Below are 13,444 nucleotides of genomic sequence, written 5' to 3'. Positions count from 1 at the left end.
GGGCCTGTCTTTGCGCTCAGTGTGTGACAAATTCGTAGGTGACAGCTTCGCTCTCCACCATGTCCAGGATGTCGTTGAGCACATCTTCTTCCTCGGTGCTGCTCCAGACATCTTCCGGGTCGCTGGCAAACAGCGGCTCGATGGCAATATCCATGAACACGCCATTGGGCAGCTTGAGCACCGGCGTACCTTCTGAGGTGCCCACCAGCTCCCAGTCGTCCGGCACGGCCATTTCCAGTTCAATGGTGACTTTGAGTTTCTTCATGCTGTGTTCCTTGGTAAATCGGACGAGGGTAACCCATGTTGCCGCACAAAGTGCTCTGCCTGTCGCATGCGCCAGGGCCAGTTGCTATTGAAAACAGAGTATTCAGCCTCAGCCGGGCAAAGCGGCCGCCCCGGGGCGCTCTGCTGTGTGATGATGCCGTCCTGCCCATGCCCGCACCATTGCCATGCCTTCGCTTGAACTGAAAATTCCGCCGCCCCTGGTTGCCGCCACCGTCGCCGGGGCCATGGTGGCTGCAGCGGTGTGGTTGCCGCCTGTGCTGGATGTGCCCTACGGCGTTCGCCTGGGTGGTGCCCTGGTGTTGGCGGGCGTGGGTGGGTGCCTTGACTTGGCGGGTCTGCGGGCTTTCTTCAAGGCCAAGACCACCATCAGCCCGTTGCGGCCCAACCGGGCTGCCGCGGTGGTGACCACGGGTGTCTACCGCGTTACGCGCAATCCCATGTACCTGGGGATGGTGCTCATCTTGTTGGGTCTGGCGCTGTACCTGGCCTCGCCGTGGGCGGTGCTGGGGCCACTGGTGTTTGTGGCCTATATCACGCGCTACCAGATCAAGCCCGAAGAGCGTGTGCTGGCGGCCCGCTTTGGAGCGCCCTACACCGACTACTGTGCACAGGTGCGGCGCTGGCTGTAATTCCATTTCTAAATCAAACGATTACTTTGTCGGCTTCGCTTGCCGTGCTAGAGCACTGTCTGCGCTTCGCCTTCGCGTACTCGATTGATTGAGAAACGGAATAAGCGCCGGGTGACTGAATTATTGGTAAAAGTGCCTCTAGCGCTTGATGGGTAAGCGTTAGCAGCTATCAAGACCATAGTTTTGCGAATCAGATAGCATGGCCGCATGACCACCCATTACGAAAGCGTGCACCCCGTCACGCTGTACCCCGACGCCTTCCACGTGGCGGCGCCCGACACCCCCGTGGCGCATGACCTCTTTCCGCGCAGGCCGGGCGTGTTTATCCGCAAGATGCAAAGCACCGATCCTGCGCCCGTGCTGGAGCCCACGCCAGTGCTCGAATCAGAACCCGCATCAGAGCCTACCGAGCCCCCCGCCCGCGAAAAGCCCGTGCGCGAACTCGTGACCGGGCAATTCGGCCTGGTGCCGCCGTGGGTCAAGTCGGTGTCGGATGCCAAGTTGCGCTCGACCAAACTCGTCAATGCGCGGCAGGAAACGGTCAGCACCTCCAACCACTTCCGCGCCACCTGGCTGAACGCGCAGCGCTGCATCGTGCCCATGATGGCGTTCTTTGTGGACGACCTGCGCAGCGGCAAGCCCGTGCCCACGCGCATTGCCCGGGTTGACGGCAAGCCCATGGGCGTGGCCGGCCTGTGGGAATGCTGGACCGGTGCCGAGGGCGACACCATCACCAGCTTTACGCTGCTCACCGTCAACGCCAACAGCCATGCGCTGATGGGCCGCTACCAGCATGGCGGCACCGAAAAGCGCATGCCCGCTGTGCTGAACGAAGGCTCTTACGACGCCTGGCTCACCGCCCACCCCCAAAAGGCCCGCGAATTTTTGCGCGCCTACCCGGCCAACTGGCTGCTGGCCAACCCGGTGCAAAAGCCGAAGGGTTGAATAGCAGGGCTGCGCGAGGGCGCAGCGCGTGGCTTGGCGCCTGTCAGGCCGCGATGGTTTGTGTGCGGTCGCTTGCGCTGCCCTGCGCCCAGGCCCGCAGGCGGTCGATAGGGGGCGGCGACCATGATGGCTAGGAGCCTGTCGGACTTGGCAATCGTCGGCTGCGAATCGACCGCAGCGGTCCATTTTCTACCGTCTTTTTGCCCCATAGCCGGACTATGGGGCTGCAAATCCGGCAAAAACTGTCCTCGCTGGGGCCGATTCTCGCTTTCGACGCTCCAAGCCCGACAGGCTCCTAGAAAGCAGACCCCGGCTCGCGCAGAAACGCCAGTTCTTCATCGCTGGAAGCGCGACCCAGCACGGCGTTGCGGTGCGGGTAGCGGCCAAAGCGGTCGATGATGGCTTTGTGCTGCAGTTCAAAGCGCAGGTTGTCCTCCAGCCCCGGCTGCGAGAAGAGTTGCACTGCCTGCACATGCACCACGCCAGATTCGCTGTGCATGTACGGCAGATAGGCAAAGGCGCGCTGCGCGGGCGGCAGGCCGCGGTCTTGCCCACTGGCCACCAGCTCTTGTGCCAGCACCAGGGCCATGGCGTCGTGCGCAAAGGCACGCGGTGTGTCGCGGTACACATTGCGCGAGAACTGGTCCAGCACCAGTATTTCTGCCAGCCGCCCCGGTGCGGTGGCGCGCCACGCATACAGCTCGCACCGTGTGGCGGCCTCCAGCGTGGCGCCAAAGCGGGTGGCAATGGCGGCGTCCAGCGCGGCGTCTTTGGCAAAGTGCTGTGGGGCAGTCAGTTCTTCAAACCAGAACTGAAGAATGGTTTCGGGGCTGACGGGGCGGTGGTTTTTCATGGTGCCTGGAGAATCGTGTGGTGCGGGCTTGTCGATGGATAGCAGGGGAGTACCTGTCCAAGATACGCCAAACCGCGCATTCCAGGCCCAGGGCATGTGGCAAAACCTGGCATCCGACAGGGCGGCTTACCGGGCGTTAGCCCATGCACTGCTGCGGCGACGACCTTGGCGCCTGTTCCATTTCTCAATCAAACGATGACTTTGCCGCCTTTGCGTACGCGATTGATTGAAAAAAGGAATTATTCGTCATCGTCCGCTTGGCCGTCATCGCGCAGGCGGCGATCGAGCTTGCCGCGCAGCGACTGGGCTTTCTGCAGAAACTGCGGAACAGGCACGGCCGGGGCCATGCGCAGGCTTGGCGGGAACAGGCTGCTCATGTAAAGCGTGTTCGATAGGCGCATGCGGTCGAGCCACTGCGTACCCAGCCAGGCCGGTATACCCAAGGCCACGACCGCAGCCACCGTCCAGGCCAGACCAGCGCGGCGGCGCGGCAGCACCGCCGCCAGGTGGGCATACAGGCCCCCGGCGAGCACCAGCACCATGAGCAGGTAGGCGAAGTGCGACAAAGCCTCCCAGGAGAAAGCGAATGCAGCCAGGCTGGTGGCCAGCTGCACCGCCTCGGCTACAAGGTATGCAGCGCAGGCAATGCGCGCATGGCGCCAGAACTGCAAGTGGCCGTCAAATACCTTGTTGGCGACCGCCCACAGCCCCGACCAGATACCCAGCACCAACAGCATGCTCAGCAGCAAGCCGGGCAACGATTTCAGGAATTTGGATGCATCGTTTGCCTCCAGCCACGACGAGCCCAGCACCACAGCCGCCACCAATGCCACCAGTACGGCTGTAATGGCAACCCTGCGCCATGGGAACTGCGGCAGCGCCTGCTCGTCGGCGATGGCCGTGTCGGCCAGGCGCAGCGTGATGCGGGTGCGGCCAATGTCCAGCGGCGTACCGTCGGGCCAGTCGAAGCCTTCGCCTTTGCCGTAGTGTTTGCCTTGCAGGCCTGCGCCGTTGCGGGTTTCCAGCACCGCCACATGCACCGTGCGGGGCGCGTCCACCGGCCGGTCAATGCGCAGGTGGGTGGGGGCCACAAACGGGTCGTCCAGCACCAGATCGCAATCGAGCCTTCGGCCCACAGTCACAGGCCAGCGCGTAATCGGCGTGCGCGCCAGCAAGGCGCTGTGGCGGTCAAAGGCTTCCAGCAGTCCCAGGGTCGGCATCATGGCGCGGCCTCCCAGCGAAAGGCTTGCAGGTAGTGGCTCGCCAGTTTCATGCCGTTGTCGAAAGCGACACCTTGCACGTCCATGCGGCCCAGCACGCCCTGCGTCGGCTGGTTGATGGACAGGGCCAGCACGGTCATGTCGTACAGGCCGGGCAGCTTGCGGTAGGCCGACATGCAGACCACCGCCCGCATGGGCAGGCTGCCTGCGTCCACGTAGCTTTCGGTGCATTCCACGGCCGTCTGGTGGCGGTTGCCGCGCTTCAGAAAGGGCTCGTTGCCAAAACTCTGGGAAAACACCCGGGCAAACCGCGCTGCGCCCAGGGTGGGCGCGTCGTAAGCCTCGTAGCCCATGTGCACTGTGCCGGTGTTGAAGTCACCGGCCACCACATGGCTGTCGGCCTGGCACTTGGTGCGCTGCAGGTTCAGGCTGGGAAAGTTGGGGTCGCGCCCCGAGCCCCAGCAACGTGCCAGCGCGTCGTCAGGCACCGGCACGCGGTAGTTGCCGTGGCGCTGCTCCTGAAATGGTGTTTTCAAGAAACGCTCGGTCAGCAACTGCTGGTGCACCAACAATTGCTTGGTCACTTCGCCATAGGCCGGTTGGGTGATGGGCTGGGCGTTGGCTGCGCGCTGTACCAGCGCCTGGGCGAATTCGGCGGGCACCAAAAAGCTCACCTCCTCGCCATCGAGCCGCTTGGCCACATTCACGCCCAGCACCCGCCCGGCATCGTCCACTGCCGGGCCGCCGCTCATGCCGGGGTTGAGTGTGCCGCCAAAAAAGATGCGCGGATAAAAGCTGCGCCGCACCAGACCGTTGTAGGTGCCCTCGGTCACGGCAAAACCAATGTCCAGCGGGTTGCCGAGCGAGTAAATGCGCTCGCCCTGCGCCAAAGCTGCGGCGGCGGGCCGAAAGTGAAGCACTGGCGCGGGGGCCGTGCGGGCTTTGGCGCGCAGCACAGCCAGGTCGCGCTGCACGTCAAACGCCAGCAGTTCGACTTCGCCCTCCTGCCCCTCCATCGTGACGTACACGGCGCGGTAACGCTCGGGCTCCAGCGCCAGCTGGCTCGCCACATGGAAGTTGGTGACGATCAGGCCGTCGTTTGACACAAAAAAGCCCGAGCCAATCGACGCCTGCGTGTTGGCGTTGCGCAGCAGCGTGCGGATCTGCACCAGCTTGTCGCGCGAGAGTTCGTAAATGCGCCGCGCATCGCGGGACAGCGCCGCGGTGGGCTCTGCGGCGGCGGCCGGTGCAGGCGGTGCAAGCGCCGGGGAGGGTGCCCCTGGGGGCGCCACGACCGGCGTGTGAGCGGCCGGTGTGCCCACGGGCGCCGGGTGGGGTGCCGTTTGGGCGGTGGCCAAACTGCAGGCCAGCACAAGGAGCAAGCTGACAAGCGGGCGCGGCCGCAACGTGGGAAAAGGCATTGCGGCATTGTATGAATGCGATGGCGCAGCAAAATGCGCGGGTGCTGATTTATTGCACGCCTGCTGCCGCGCAATGGCGCCCGCTCAGCAGGCCGTTACCCAGCCTTGTGGCTTGGCCCCCATTCTTCTGCTGCCTTGGGCTCAGGCCTGCCACACCCCAAAACCTGCCGAGCGCAGGTCGATGCCGATCTCGATCTCCCGGTCCACCGCGTCTTCGTAGCGCATGGGGTTAAAGCCCTCGTACAAATCGGGCAGCAGGTGCAGGCCGTATTGCGCCACAAAGCGGTTGGCCTGGATGCCCGCCTTGTGCTTGTCAAACCGAACATCCGGGTCCAGCCCTGTCATGCCCACGTACACGCAGGGCTTGCCTTCTATATAGCCCGGGTTGCACCGGCGAAAGCGCGGCTCCCGCAGTACGTCTTTGGAGAGTTCGACCACGTAGACGTGGTGGTGGGGCTTGCGGCGGTAGGGCATAGGGCACGGACCAATGCCCGGTATTCTATGAATGCGCTGTACCGCGCCAACCCCTACCGACATCAGACGCATCGCCCCGCACTCCCGCACCATGACTGAAACCTTTTTCTACCCCGTCGGCACACCCGGCCAACCCTGGGGCGCCGCAGAACGCGACCAGTGGCGCACGCGCCAGGTGCGCCAGCGCAGCTACGCCGACGACGTGCTCACGGCCATCGAGGCACTGCGCGGCCGGTTGGATGTGGAACTGTATGGCGATGTGGTCTATGCCGACACCCAGCACCCGGCAGAGCGCTTTCCCCTGCGCGCCATCCGCAGCCGCCACTGGCAGCCCGGCCTGCCCAGCGTGCTGGTGACCGGCGGGGTGCACGGCTACGAAACCAGCGGGGTGCACGGCGCGCTGCGGTTTGCAGACACGCAGGCCGACCGCTTTGCAGGCCGCGCCAACCTGCTGGTGGTGCCGTGTGTGAGCCCCTGGGCGTACGAGCGTTTTCAGCGCTGGAACTTCGACGCCATCGACCCCAACCGCGCGTTCAAAGAAGGCTCACCCGCGCAGGAATCCCTCGCCCTCATGCGGCTGGTGGCGCAGCACCAGAGCCAATATGGCCAATTCGCCGCCCACATCGACCTGCATGAAACGACTAACACCGACGAATCCGAATACCGCCCCGCCGTGGCCGCGCGCGACGGCAAGGTGTTCGAGCCCGGCAGCATCCCCGACGGCTTCTACCTGGTGGACGACACCGACAACCCGCAGCCCGCATTCCAGCAAGCCATCATCGAGGCCGTGGGCCGTGTGACGCACATCGCGCCTGCGGACGAGAAGAACGAAATCATCGGCTCGCCCGTGGTGGCGCCAGGCGTGATCCGGTACGCCATGAAGCAGCTGGGCCTGTGCGCCAGCATCAGCGGCGCGCGCTACACCACGACGACGGAGGTCTACCCCGACAGTCTCCGTGCCACGCCAGAGCAGTGCATCGAGGCGCAGGTGGCGGCGGTGTGTGCTGCGGTGGAGTTTGTGAGTGGGGAAACGAAGTAGCGCTGTTTGCTGACCGTTTCAGTGCCAAATAGGCCTCTAGCGCTTGATAGGTAAGCGTTAGTAGCTACTATAAACGGAGCAAATCTGCCGTTGAATATTTGACGCCCACGGGGGCTTGAGGGTGGTTACCTCTTACGGCGGGTTCAGTAGAGCCCCAAGCAACCGGGCGCTCACCTCGGCGGCATCCAGCGTGGCGAACTGCATGTTGTGCTGCCCCGTCAGCGGGCCGTGGCCTGGTTCCATGCCGCCGCCCGCGTCGTAGCCCATGGCTTTGAACTTCCAGACCCCGCCCACATGTTTGAGCGAGCCCACATGTGCGCCATCGGCCGTGTGCACTGCCACCACCCCGGCATTGACCGGCAAAAGCTGCAAGGGGCCCGCCAGCGGGCCGAGCGGTACGTGGGAATAGGTGGGGGCGAAACTGGGCGGTAGGGGCTGGGGGTGAGGCATGGCGGTGTTTGTATCTCAAAACGTGCGGCACTCATCACCACTGCACGTGCCGTCGGCCCAGGCTGCCGCACGTACCCGTTGGGCTGCATGGGCTTGAGTGTGTCAGGCAGGTCGGCTGAATTTTCAAATGGCCGCACTAAAAATCGCCTCTAACGCTTGTGCAGTAAGCGGTAGAAGCTATTAAAAATAGCAAATAAGTTTTAGGTAGTAGGCACGATGCGCCGCAAGGCCCGCATTTTTTGATCGCCTGCGCGCAGGAGGCCTCCAAAACTGGAATGAGACACCGAATGTTTTTTGGAAATATGCCCCGGATACTCCGAGAAATTTCAGTGGCTCGTGGTGCCGTTTTGAGCTTCTGGCAGCGTGGCCTGCTCTTGGCGCATCAGCAAATAGTCGTGCGGGCTGATGTGCTGCACTTCCCCATCTTCGGCCACCACCATGTAGGTGTTGGCACGCCGTGCGTCTTCGGCCGCACGCAGCCCAGCGCGTGCCAAAGCGGCCAATGCAGCCTGCGCTGGGTCAGCGATGGGGGGCGTGGGGGTCAATATTGCACTCATGGGTTGCCTCCTTGTGCCAGCAGTATCGGCTGACGACGCTGGTTGTCATAGAGAAACCAGGCATTGACGATGGGTTTGTAGGTGTTTTCGAACTGGTTCAGCCCTGCCTTAAACCGCCGCCGAACGACATCTTCTGGGATGTTGTGCCCGCCCTGACTCACTCTCAACCGCACCCGGTCAATGGCCATTTCAGCGGTTGGTAGCTTCAAAAAATACAAGCTGACGTGGTAGCCGAGTGAACGCCAATACAGTAGTTTTGCTGCATAGGCTCGACCCGACAGGGTGGTTTCCAGGGCAAAACTGCGACCATGGGCGACGTGGTCATCGATTTCCGCCAGCATGATGCGCGCGGCTTTGATGGCCGCTACCTCGGGTGCAAAGGGTGACAAGCCTGCGGCAATCAGATCTGCATTGACGAATATCGGGCACTGGGCTTCAAACGGCAAAAACTCGCGTGCAAATGTCGTCTTACCAGCCCCGTTGGGGCCTGCGATGATGATGGCGCGAGGAGACGTTTGAACCATAGGGTGCTGTTTCTTGTCGCACTGCGTCAGGCTGTGGAGGCAATCGCTTGCCGCTTGACTTCATCCAGCGTTCTGCCTTTGGCGTCTTTCCACTCCACCCAGCCGTTGGCAGAACGCCCCTGTAAAGCGGTGGCGGCCATGCTGGGGCTGGTGAACAGAGTGTCGCGGGTGAACACCACGCCGCCGTTGTCGATGTTCAAGATGCCTTCCTTCAGCAGTTTTTCGCGAAAGCGCTCGCTGGAGGTGCCTTGGATCGATGCCACGTTCTCCAGTCGCCCGCGTGAGCCCTTGAGCACCACAAACCCCTCGGCGGTGTACTCGCCCACGCCATTCGCGCCTGAGCCTTTGCAATAGAACAGCTCTGGCGCGCCCTTGGCGGGTGGGGCGTTGACCAAAGGTTCAAAAATCGGTTGGCCCAGCGTGGCCAGCAGGGTGGCTGCGGTTTCGTGAATCTCGTGGCAGTCGGCTTGTAGCGGGGCGGGCGTGTAGGGCTGCGAGCCGGTGTTGCCGTTCTCCAAGCTGTAGCGCCCGGCCTTGGTGGCCTCAGCAATGGCAAACCATTCCAAAAACAGCGCGTGCGTTTGCGTCATGCTGTTGGTCAGCGAGATAACTACCAGCGCACGGTTCCAGAAGTCTTTGTCTTTGTTCTGTTGCACCAGTCGGCTGCCCACGTTGCCAGACTGGCCGATGTATGCGCGCGGTAACCCCGCCTCGGACAATTCGCCCATCAAAAAGTACACGCCCACCTGCTGCGCCTCGGGCATCTTGAGGAAGTCCGCCAACTGGCTGCGCGGCACTTCAATGACCCGAACGATGCGCGTCGTGATCTCGGCCACCCGCATGCCGCGCGGGTCACCGGTGGGGAGGTAGATTTGGATGGTTTGGGGGCGGGACATGGTTTTTGGAACTACTTCCCCCAACTATCCTTCAACCCCACCGCCAAGTTAAACACCGGCTTCGTGCCTTGCACGTGATCCCCCCTATCCGCCACAAAGTACCCGTGCCGCTCAAACTGAAACTTCTGGTCCGGCAACGCATTCGCCAATGAAGGCTCAACAATCGCGGTGACCACCTTCAGGCTTTTCGGGTTCAAACTCTCAATGAAGTCTTTGCCGCCCGCGTCGGGGTGGGCATCCAGAAACAAGCGGTCGTACATGCGCACTTCGGCGGTCACGCCATCCTGCACGCCCACCCAGGTGATGGCGGCTTTGACCTTGACGGTTTCGCTGCCGGGCGTGCCGCTCTTGGTGTCGGGCACCACGGTAGCCAGCACTTCGGTGATGACCCCGTTGGCGTCTTTGTTGGCGCCGGTGCATTCGATGACGTAGCCGCCCTTGAGCCGCACCTTGTTGCCGGGGAACAAGCGCTTGTAGCCCTTGGGCGGCACTTCTTCGTAGTCTTCGCGCTCAATCCACACCTCTTTGCCAATGGTGAATTGGCGCGGGGCGGGGGGCTCGGTGCCTTCGGGCACGTTGGGCAGGGCGGGTAATGTGCAGGGTTCCAGGTGGCCTGCTGCAAAAACTTCGTCCCAGTTGGTCAGCACCAGCTTGACGGGGTTGAGCACGGCCATGCCGCGGTGGGCTTTCAATTCAAGGTCTTCGCGCAGGCAGCCTTCGAGCGTGCCGTAGTCGATCCAGCTGTCGCTTTTGGTGACGCCAATGCGTTCGGCAAACAGCTGCAGGCTGGCGGGCGTGTAGCCACGGCGGCGCAGGCCCACGATGGTGGGCATGCGGGGGTCGTCCCAGCCGCTCACCTTGTGGTCGTACACCAATTGGGCGAGTTTGCGTTTGCTGGTGATGACGTAGGTGAGGTTCAGGCGCGCAAACTCGTACTGGCGCGGGGGCGGAGCGCTGAGCAGTTTTCCTTCGATGAGGCGCTCCAGCAGCCAGTCGTAAAACGGGCGCTGGTCTTCAAATTCCAGCGTGCAAAAGCTGTGGGTGATCTGCTCCAGCGCGTCTTCAATCGGGTGCGCGTAGGTGTACATGGGGTAGATGCACCAGGTGTCGCCCGTGTTGTGGTGCGTGGCGCGGCGTATGCGGTAGATGGCCGGGTCGCGCATGTTGATGTTGGGACTGGCCATGTCGATCTTGGCGCGCAGCACCATCGATCCGTCTTCATGCTCGCCGCCCTTCATCTCGCGGAAGATGCGCAGGTTCTCGGCCGGGGAGCGGGTGCGGAAAGGGCTGTCTACGCCGGGCTTGCCAAAGTCGCCCCGGTTGGCACGCATTTGTTCGGCGGTTTGTTCGTCCACGTAGGCGTGGCCTGCTTCGATCAAATACTCGGCCGCGCGGTACATGAAGTCGAAGTAGTCGCTGGCCTGGTAGGGCTTGTCGTTGCCGCTCTGGCTCCAGTCAAAGCCGAGCCATTTGACCGCGTCGATGATGCTGTTGACGTATTCGGTGTCTTCTTTTTCGGGGTTGGTGTCGTCAAAGCGCAAGTGGCACACACCTTGGTAGTCGCGCGCCAGGCCAAAGTTGATGCAAATGCTTTTGGCGTGGCCGATGTGCAGGTAGCCGTTGGGCTCGGGCGGGAAGCGGGTGCGAATCTTCGCTGGGTCGGGCTCGCCTGCGGCTTGGTGGGCGGCGTCGCCGGGGCTGCCGGCCCAGCGGCGCTGGGCGTAGGTGCCTTGTGCCAGGTCGCTTTCGATAATCTGGCGCAGGAAGTTGCTGGGGCGGGCGGCTTCCGGGGTGGCAGCAGGGGCTGCGGGGGCAGTGTGGGCGGGGGTGGGGGTGCTCATGCGGCCATTTTAGGCGGCGCACCCGTGATGTTTTGCGCGTTCCAAGATGGGGTGTGTACCTCCAGAAACAATATAAGGTGCTTTTTATGCCATCCTTTCGGCTGTCTGGCGCGTTAAGCACGGACAGGGCCAACGCACGAGGCGGGCCGTTTCACTCAACAGGAGGCTTTTATGACCATCACCCGTTCTTTCCAAGCCATGGCGGCAGCCGCAGGGGTGGCGCTGGCTCTGCTGACTGGTGCGGGCGCTGCCCATGCCCGCAGCGACGTTAATTGGTCGGTGGGCATTGGTGTGCCCGGTGTCGTGGTGGGAGCCAGCAATGGTGGCTATTACGCCCCGGCGCCGGTATACGTGGCTCCGCGCCCGGTGTATTACGCACCCCCGCCCCCGGTGTACTACGCGCCTCCACCACCGGTGTATTACGCACCTCCGCCGCGCCCTTATTACTATGGCGAAGGCTACCGGGGCGACCGCCATCGCCACCACCGCCACTACCGTGGCCACGACCGCGACTGAGTGAGGTACTGGCTGCTGCGGGAGGCTCGTTAGGCGCAACCCCGGTGGTCTTTTGATCTGCAAGGCAGCCTTTGGGCTGCCTTGTGCTTTGTGCTTTGTGCTTTGTGCGCCGCATAATCTTGCGTTCTGGCCTGCTGGCGGTGCTGACCGGCAGGTGCAATGCCTGGAGTGCTCCCCGTGAAAACCGTTTTTGTCCTCAATGGCCCCAATCTGAACCTGCTGGGTACGCGCGAGCCCGCGGTGTATGGCGCCCACACGCTGGCCGATGTAGAGCAGATCTGCGCCGCCGCATGCACTCGCCATGGCTTTGCGCTGCGTTTTCATCAAAGCAACCACGAGGGGGCCCTGCTGGACTGGATTCATGAGGCCGGGCGCCTGCATGCAGCGGGCAATCTGGCGGGCCTGGTACTGAACGCCGGTGCCTACACCCACACCAGCGTGGCGCTGCCCGACGCCGTCAAGGGCACGGGGGTGACGCTGATTGAACTGCACATCAGCAACGTGCATGCGCGCGAGCCGTTTCGCCACCATTCGTACCTGTCGGCCGTGGCTCGTGCTGTGATGTGCGGCTTTGGCGTGCAGGGCTATGGGCTGGCCATCGACGCGCTGGCGCAGATGCAGCCTTGATGCGAGGCGCGGGGGCAACGCGGTGGCAGTTGATGCAGTGTTTCTGATCGACGAGTCCGAGGTCGAGTTCACCGCCATGCGCGCGCAAGGGGCGGGCGGGCAGAACGTGAACAAGGTGTCGAGCGCTGTGCACTTGCGCTTTGACATTGGTGCTTCGTCGCTGCCGCTCGACGTCAAGGCGCGGCTGCTGGCGCTGCGCGACAGCCGCATCACGCAAGAAGGCGTGGTCGTCATCAAAGCCCAGCAGTACCGCAGCCAGGATCAAAACCGCGCCGACGCCCTGGCCCGGCTTAACGCATTGGTGGCAAGCGTGGCCCGGGCACCCCTGGTGCGCCGGCCCACCAAACCCACCTATGGGTCGAAGCAGCGGCGCCTGGAGTCCAAAAGCCAGCGCGGTCAGACCAAAGCTTTGCGCAGCCGGGTGATTGACTGACAACATCCCATGTTGTGCCGTGGTGCGGCCAGGATTGGTACTGATTTTGAAACAAAGCGTCGCATCGTCAGGGGTTTATGCGCGGTGCCATTGCTTTTAAAGTGGTCGGTAAAGGATGAACACCATGAATACCCTTGCCAACGCCTTCCCTGGCCATACGATTCCCGCGCTGTTTGTGTCGCACGGCGCACCTTTGTTCGCCCTCGATGTGGGTGAAACCGGCCCGGCCCTGACCCAATGGGGCCGGGGTTTGCGCGCCCAGTTTCCGGCACTGCGTGGCGTGGTCATCCTGTCGCCGCACTGGATGGAACGTGAGGCTTTGGTAACAACCGGCGCACAGCCCGCTACCTTGCACGACTTTGGTGGTTTTCCGCCCGAGCTGTATGCACTGCAATACCCCGCACCGGGCGCTCCGGCGCTGGCGCAGGAGGTACTGGCGCTGCTGCAGGCCGCAGGCGTGGCGGCGCGGGGTGATGCCCTGCGCCCGTTCGACCACGGTGCCTGGGTGCCCCTGATGCACCTGTTTCCGACCGCCGACGTGCCCGTGGTGCAGGTGGCCTTGCCCGCGGACGCAGGGCCGGCCGAGGTGTACGCGCTGGGCGCGGCCCTGCGCGGGCTGCGCAGCCAAGGTGTACTGGTGGTGGGGTCGGGCAGCATGACGCATAACCTGGCCGAGTTTTTTGGCGGCGCACGTGAGCCCGCGCCCTACGTGCTGGAGTTCAGCCGCTGGATCG

17 protein-coding genes are annotated in these 13,444 nt (G+C 63.2%); 7 read left to right on the top strand and 10 right to left on the bottom strand.

Annotation, left to right across the window (positions count from 1 at the left end):
* Nucleotides 1–16 precede the first annotated feature (16 nt).
* Nucleotides 17–265, bottom strand: a complete 249-nt coding sequence (locus ACYVOC_RS11605) for a hypothetical protein (protein WP_116004541.1) — start codon at nt 263–265, stop codon at nt 17–19.
* Nucleotides 266–449: 184 nt separating this feature from the next.
* Between ACYVOC_RS11605 and ACYVOC_RS11600 the strand changes: the two genes are divergently transcribed.
* Together ACYVOC_RS11600 and ACYVOC_RS11595 are read left to right on the top strand one after the other, a co-directional pair.
* Complete coding sequence (locus tag ACYVOC_RS11600) at nt 450–914, top strand: methyltransferase family protein (RefSeq protein WP_461161907.1); 465 nt, start codon at nt 450–452, stop codon at nt 912–914.
* Between the two features lie 207 nt (nt 915–1,121).
* The gene (locus ACYVOC_RS11595; protein WP_116004539.1) at nt 1,122–1,859 is read left to right on the top strand and encodes an SOS response-associated peptidase; all 738 of its coding nucleotides are present in this window, start codon (nt 1,122–1,124) and stop codon (nt 1,857–1,859) included.
* Between the two features lie 295 nt (nt 1,860–2,154).
* Here the strand turns inward: ACYVOC_RS11595 and ACYVOC_RS11590 are convergent, their stop codons facing one another.
* The 4 genes from ACYVOC_RS11590 to ACYVOC_RS11575 form a co-directional block, all read right to left on the bottom strand.
* Nucleotides 2,155–2,712, bottom strand: a complete 558-nt coding sequence (locus tag ACYVOC_RS11590) for a DUF924 family protein (RefSeq protein WP_461161906.1) — start codon at nt 2,710–2,712, stop codon at nt 2,155–2,157.
* Nucleotides 2,713–2,951: 239 nt separating this feature from the next.
* The gene (locus tag ACYVOC_RS11585; protein ID WP_461161905.1) at nt 2,952–3,935 is read right to left on the bottom strand and encodes an FHA domain-containing protein; all 984 of its coding nucleotides are present in this window, start codon (nt 3,933–3,935) and stop codon (nt 2,952–2,954) included.
* Nucleotides 3,932–5,353 (bottom strand): S1 family peptidase, encoded by a 1,422-nt coding sequence (locus ACYVOC_RS11580; protein ID WP_461161904.1) that lies wholly within the window; start codon nt 5,351–5,353, stop codon nt 3,932–3,934. Before ACYVOC_RS11580 ends, ACYVOC_RS11585 begins: the two co-directional genes overlap by 4 nt.
* A gap of 141 nt (nt 5,354–5,494) precedes the next feature.
* Complete coding sequence (locus ACYVOC_RS11575; protein ID WP_461161903.1) at nt 5,495–5,827, bottom strand: hypothetical protein; 333 nt, start codon at nt 5,825–5,827, stop codon at nt 5,495–5,497.
* Between the two features lie 91 nt (nt 5,828–5,918).
* Here ACYVOC_RS11575 and ACYVOC_RS11570 point away from each other — a divergent pair, with 91 nt between their 5' ends.
* Nucleotides 5,919–6,866 carry a M14 family metallopeptidase gene (locus tag ACYVOC_RS11570; RefSeq protein ID WP_461161902.1) on the top strand — a complete coding sequence of 316 codons (948 nt, stop codon included), beginning with the start codon at nt 5,919–5,921 and terminating at the stop codon, nt 6,864–6,866.
* 132 nt (nt 6,867–6,998) lie between these two features.
* Here the strand turns inward: ACYVOC_RS11570 and ACYVOC_RS11565 are convergent, their stop codons facing one another.
* The 5 genes from ACYVOC_RS11565 to ACYVOC_RS11545 all read right to left on the bottom strand — a co-directional run bounded on the left by ACYVOC_RS11565 (nt 6,999) and on the right by ACYVOC_RS11545 (nt 11,134).
* The gene (locus ACYVOC_RS11565; protein WP_461161901.1) at nt 6,999–7,316 is read right to left on the bottom strand and encodes a hypothetical protein; all 318 of its coding nucleotides are present in this window, start codon (nt 7,314–7,316) and stop codon (nt 6,999–7,001) included.
* Nucleotides 7,317–7,642: 326 nt separating this feature from the next.
* Nucleotides 7,643–7,873, bottom strand: a complete 231-nt coding sequence (locus tag ACYVOC_RS11560) for a hypothetical protein (RefSeq protein WP_116004533.1) — start codon at nt 7,871–7,873, stop codon at nt 7,643–7,645.
* Nucleotides 7,870–8,397, bottom strand: a complete 528-nt coding sequence (locus ACYVOC_RS11555) for a zeta toxin family protein (RefSeq protein WP_116004532.1) — start codon at nt 8,395–8,397, stop codon at nt 7,870–7,872. The genes ACYVOC_RS11560 and ACYVOC_RS11555 overlap by 4 nt, the downstream gene beginning before the upstream one ends.
* Before the next feature lie 26 nt (nt 8,398–8,423).
* Complete coding sequence (locus ACYVOC_RS11550; protein WP_116004531.1) at nt 8,424–9,293, bottom strand: GIY-YIG nuclease family protein; 870 nt, start codon at nt 9,291–9,293, stop codon at nt 8,424–8,426.
* Nucleotides 9,294–9,304: 11 nt separating this feature from the next.
* Nucleotides 9,305–11,134, bottom strand: a complete 1,830-nt coding sequence (locus ACYVOC_RS11545; RefSeq protein ID WP_461161900.1) for a glutamine--tRNA ligase/YqeY domain fusion protein — start codon at nt 11,132–11,134, stop codon at nt 9,305–9,307.
* Nucleotides 11,135–11,305: 171 nt separating this feature from the next.
* Between ACYVOC_RS11545 and ACYVOC_RS11540 the strand changes: the two genes are divergently transcribed.
* From ACYVOC_RS11540 to ACYVOC_RS11525, 4 genes are all read left to right on the top strand, one after another.
* Entirely contained in the window at nt 11,306–11,650 is a 345-nt protein-coding gene (locus ACYVOC_RS11540) for a hypothetical protein (protein WP_461161899.1), read from the top strand.
* 159 nt (nt 11,651–11,809) lie between these two features.
* Nucleotides 11,810–12,277 carry a type II 3-dehydroquinate dehydratase gene (aroQ, locus tag ACYVOC_RS11535; RefSeq protein WP_461161898.1) on the top strand — a complete coding sequence of 156 codons (468 nt, stop codon included), beginning with the start codon at nt 11,810–11,812 and terminating at the stop codon, nt 12,275–12,277.
* Between the two features lie 22 nt (nt 12,278–12,299).
* Entirely contained in the window at nt 12,300–12,710 is a 411-nt protein-coding gene (gene arfB / locus ACYVOC_RS11530; protein WP_461161897.1) for an alternative ribosome rescue aminoacyl-tRNA hydrolase ArfB, read from the top strand.
* Between the two features lie 124 nt (nt 12,711–12,834).
* Nucleotides 12,835–13,444, top strand: a 610-nt coding sequence (locus ACYVOC_RS11525) for a DODA-type extradiol aromatic ring-opening family dioxygenase (protein ID WP_461161896.1), incomplete at its 3' end; no start/stop codon positions are given.

The organism is Simplicispira piscis, assembly GCF_054783455.1.
The sequence above is the reverse complement of the archived record's forward strand: the minus strand, read 5'-3'. Positions and strand labels throughout refer to the sequence as shown.

Excerpts from the sequence above, each read along its gene's own strand:
- ACYVOC_RS11605 (WP_116004541.1), bottom strand. The coding sequence starts at position 265 with ATGAAGAAACTCAAAGTCACCATTGAACTGGAAATGGCCGTGCCGGAC.
- ACYVOC_RS11600 (WP_461161907.1), top strand. The coding sequence starts at position 450 with ATGCCTTCGCTTGAACTGAAAATTCCGCCGCCCCTGGTTGCCGCCACC.
- ACYVOC_RS11595 (WP_116004539.1), top strand. The coding sequence starts at position 1,122 with ATGACCACCCATTACGAAAGCGTGCACCCCGTCACGCTGTACCCCGAC.
- ACYVOC_RS11590 (WP_461161906.1), bottom strand. The coding sequence starts at position 2,712 with ATGAAAAACCACCGCCCCGTCAGCCCCGAAACCATTCTTCAGTTCTGG.
- ACYVOC_RS11585 (WP_461161905.1), bottom strand. The coding sequence starts at position 3,935 with ATGATGCCGACCCTGGGACTGCTGGAAGCCTTTGACCGCCACAGCGCC.
- ACYVOC_RS11580 (WP_461161904.1), bottom strand. The coding sequence starts at position 5,353 with ATGCCTTTTCCCACGTTGCGGCCGCGCCCGCTTGTCAGCTTGCTCCTT.
- ACYVOC_RS11575 (WP_461161903.1), bottom strand. The coding sequence starts at position 5,827 with ATGCCCTACCGCCGCAAGCCCCACCACCACGTCTACGTGGTCGAACTC.
- ACYVOC_RS11570 (WP_461161902.1), top strand. The coding sequence starts at position 5,919 with ATGACTGAAACCTTTTTCTACCCCGTCGGCACACCCGGCCAACCCTGG.
- ACYVOC_RS11565 (WP_461161901.1), bottom strand. The coding sequence starts at position 7,316 with ATGCCTCACCCCCAGCCCCTACCGCCCAGTTTCGCCCCCACCTATTCC.
- ACYVOC_RS11560 (WP_116004533.1), bottom strand. The coding sequence starts at position 7,873 with ATGAGTGCAATATTGACCCCCACGCCCCCCATCGCTGACCCAGCGCAG.
- ACYVOC_RS11555 (WP_116004532.1), bottom strand. The coding sequence starts at position 8,397 with ATGGTTCAAACGTCTCCTCGCGCCATCATCATCGCAGGCCCCAACGGG.
- ACYVOC_RS11550 (WP_116004531.1), bottom strand. The coding sequence starts at position 9,293 with ATGTCCCGCCCCCAAACCATCCAAATCTACCTCCCCACCGGTGACCCG.
- ACYVOC_RS11545 (WP_461161900.1), bottom strand. The coding sequence starts at position 11,134 with ATGAGCACCCCCACCCCCGCCCACACTGCCCCCGCAGCCCCTGCTGCC.
- ACYVOC_RS11540 (WP_461161899.1), top strand. The coding sequence starts at position 11,306 with ATGACCATCACCCGTTCTTTCCAAGCCATGGCGGCAGCCGCAGGGGTG.
- aroQ (WP_461161898.1), top strand. The coding sequence starts at position 11,810 with ATGCCTGGAGTGCTCCCCGTGAAAACCGTTTTTGTCCTCAATGGCCCC.